Origin of the sequence: Aquicoccus porphyridii (genome assembly GCF_008369105.1) — a bacterium.
Classification (GTDB): domain Bacteria; phylum Pseudomonadota; class Alphaproteobacteria; order Rhodobacterales; family Rhodobacteraceae; genus Aquicoccus; species Aquicoccus porphyridii.
This window is the reverse complement of record NZ_VINQ01000050.1, coordinates 1-1,828: the sequence shown is the minus strand read 5'-3', so window position 1 is coordinate 1,828 and position 1,828 is coordinate 1. Positions and strand designations below refer to the sequence as shown.

Below are 1,828 nucleotides of genomic sequence, written 5' to 3'. Positions count from 1 at the left end.
ACGGGCCAAAGCATCCGGGCAACCGCCAGCTATATGACAAGCGCGGTCGCCCGGATGCTGGCGCTCGTGTCTATGCGGCAATCATCCCAACCCCAAAGTGGTAACATTTTGCGCTGCCCTTTGGCTCACTTTTACTCTGCCGTTGACAGATGGATTTGATTTCAGTGTCGATGGTGGATTTCAGAGCGAATTTGTCCTGGCCATGACGGATCAGAACCAACAGCCCCTGATAGTAGATCAACAGTCGCAGGGCTTTCAGGTCAGCGCTCTGTGCGTCCATTTCCTGCACACGCAATAATGCCCCGCGAAACGCGCTCAGGAACATGTCGAACCCGGTTCGCACGGAGGCCCCGGCCAGCGAGTCCTGACCTGAGAATTCGACGGCGCTGTTGGTGAGCAAGCACCCGAAGGCGCCATGTCCCGGCTCGTCGAGCAGCGATTCAAAGAGCGAGATCAGCCCTTCAACAGGATCGCTTTTTCCAAGGTGGACGCTAATGCGCTTGGTCACCACTGTCTCGTTGTAATGCGCCAGCACACGCTGGTAGACGTCCTCCTTGCCGCCGAAACTGTTGTAGATACTGCCCGAAGAGAGACCGGTTTCGGCCTCGAGCGTTTTGATCGAAACCCCGGCATAACCGAATTTTCGAAACGCATGCATCGCGGCCGTCAGCGCTTCGCCTTCATCGAATTCCTGTGTGCGTGCCATGGGATCTCCATTTTGAATCACTCATTTTAAAATATACATTTTATAATTGTCGTCAACTCGAAATTTTACCGATGACGGGGGCATGCGTACCAGCACTTGCGAACATTCCGAGTGATTGGCAAAGCACGAATTGGGGGCAATAGCACCAATGCTTCCCGATCTTGCCTTTTCGCGGATCTAAATCAAATGACGGCTATGGGCTCGTGGAGTGGGCCTTCGCGGCGCAATGCCTGGGCGGAAGGTTTGGGCCGTCAGGTTAGCCCAGAGTTCCTTCCGGCCCTCGCTTTGCAAATTCCGGAAACTGCGCATCGTAGACATTCGCGTCCTTTGCAGCGCCCGTCCGCTCACCGTTGGGCTATCCTTAACCGGGATCAACCGCGCAACAAGGAGAAGCAGCCATGTGTGCAAAGAAGACAGGAAGCATCGAAGATCTCGCCGTCGTCGGGATCGACATCGGGAAGGATCAGGACCCGCAGTTGATGGCGAAATGCGGTGATCGGCTTTGGCCCCGAAGTCTCATCGTTCGGCAAATACTCGTCCCAGATCCGATTGACTAGCGCGGCAACCTCCGCGTGGTCCGACCAGCGGTGAACGTCGATGGGTCGCGAGTGCCACGGGTTTTCAATGTCTCCCATAGCTTCCCCTTCTCTCTTCTTATCTAAGATCAGGAAGGAAGAACCTCAGGTCTCTCTATCCTCGGGTTTCTATTCATTACTTATACCTATTCCCCCTCCCCATAGAACCCCTTGGACGGAGGGAAATGGGTGGTCGACGCAAGCCAGCAAAACAGCTCGAAGCCCAGCGCGGAACTGGGGCACTTTTGGGGGGGGGCATTTTCTCGCCACCGGGTGCAACGGGTGCTTGTTACTTTCATCCAGAGAGCGATGGCTGAGGAGCCAGTCTGGGGCTATCTCGTCTCTGCAAAATTCCCTGCAAACAGGGAAAATAACAGGGTATTTCCGCTGTTTTCGGTGTCTAGGGTCAGGATTCATAACCAGTAGATGACGGTTGCAGCGAGTGCGATGGCTGAGAGGAACACCTTGGGACAGCGGTCATAGCGTGTCGCCACGCGTCTCCAATCTTTGAGCCTGCCAAACATGATCTCGATGCGGTTGCGCCGCT

The 1,828-nt window shown here is 55.2% G+C and carries 3 protein-coding genes; all 3 read right to left on the bottom strand.

The annotated features are described in order from the left end of the window. Window positions 1-70: 70 nt before the first annotated feature. A complete protein-coding gene (locus tag FLO80_RS21645; RefSeq protein WP_111369547.1) occupies window positions 71-706 on the bottom strand; it encodes a TetR/AcrR family transcriptional regulator in 636 nt (211 codons plus the stop codon). Between the two features lie 371 nt (window positions 707-1,077). Continuing rightward, the gene (locus FLO80_RS21640) at window positions 1,078-1,341 is read right to left on the bottom strand and encodes a hypothetical protein (protein WP_111369549.1); all 264 of its coding nucleotides are present in this window, start codon (window positions 1,339-1,341) and stop codon (window positions 1,078-1,080) included. Window positions 1,342-1,694: 353 nt separating this feature from the next. Beyond that, window positions 1,695-1,828: transposase (locus tag FLO80_RS21635; protein ID WP_149187113.1), on the bottom strand; the 134-nt coding region annotated here is incomplete at its 5' end.

Bases quoted from the DNA above. Each gene is read 5' to 3' on its own strand.
- FLO80_RS21640 (WP_111369549.1), bottom strand. From the start codon at position 1,341: ATGGGAGACATTGAAAACCCGTGGCACTCGCGACCCATCGACGTTCAC.
- FLO80_RS21645 (WP_111369547.1), bottom strand. From the start codon at position 706: ATGGCACGCACACAGGAATTCGATGAAGGCGAAGCGCTGACGGCCGCG.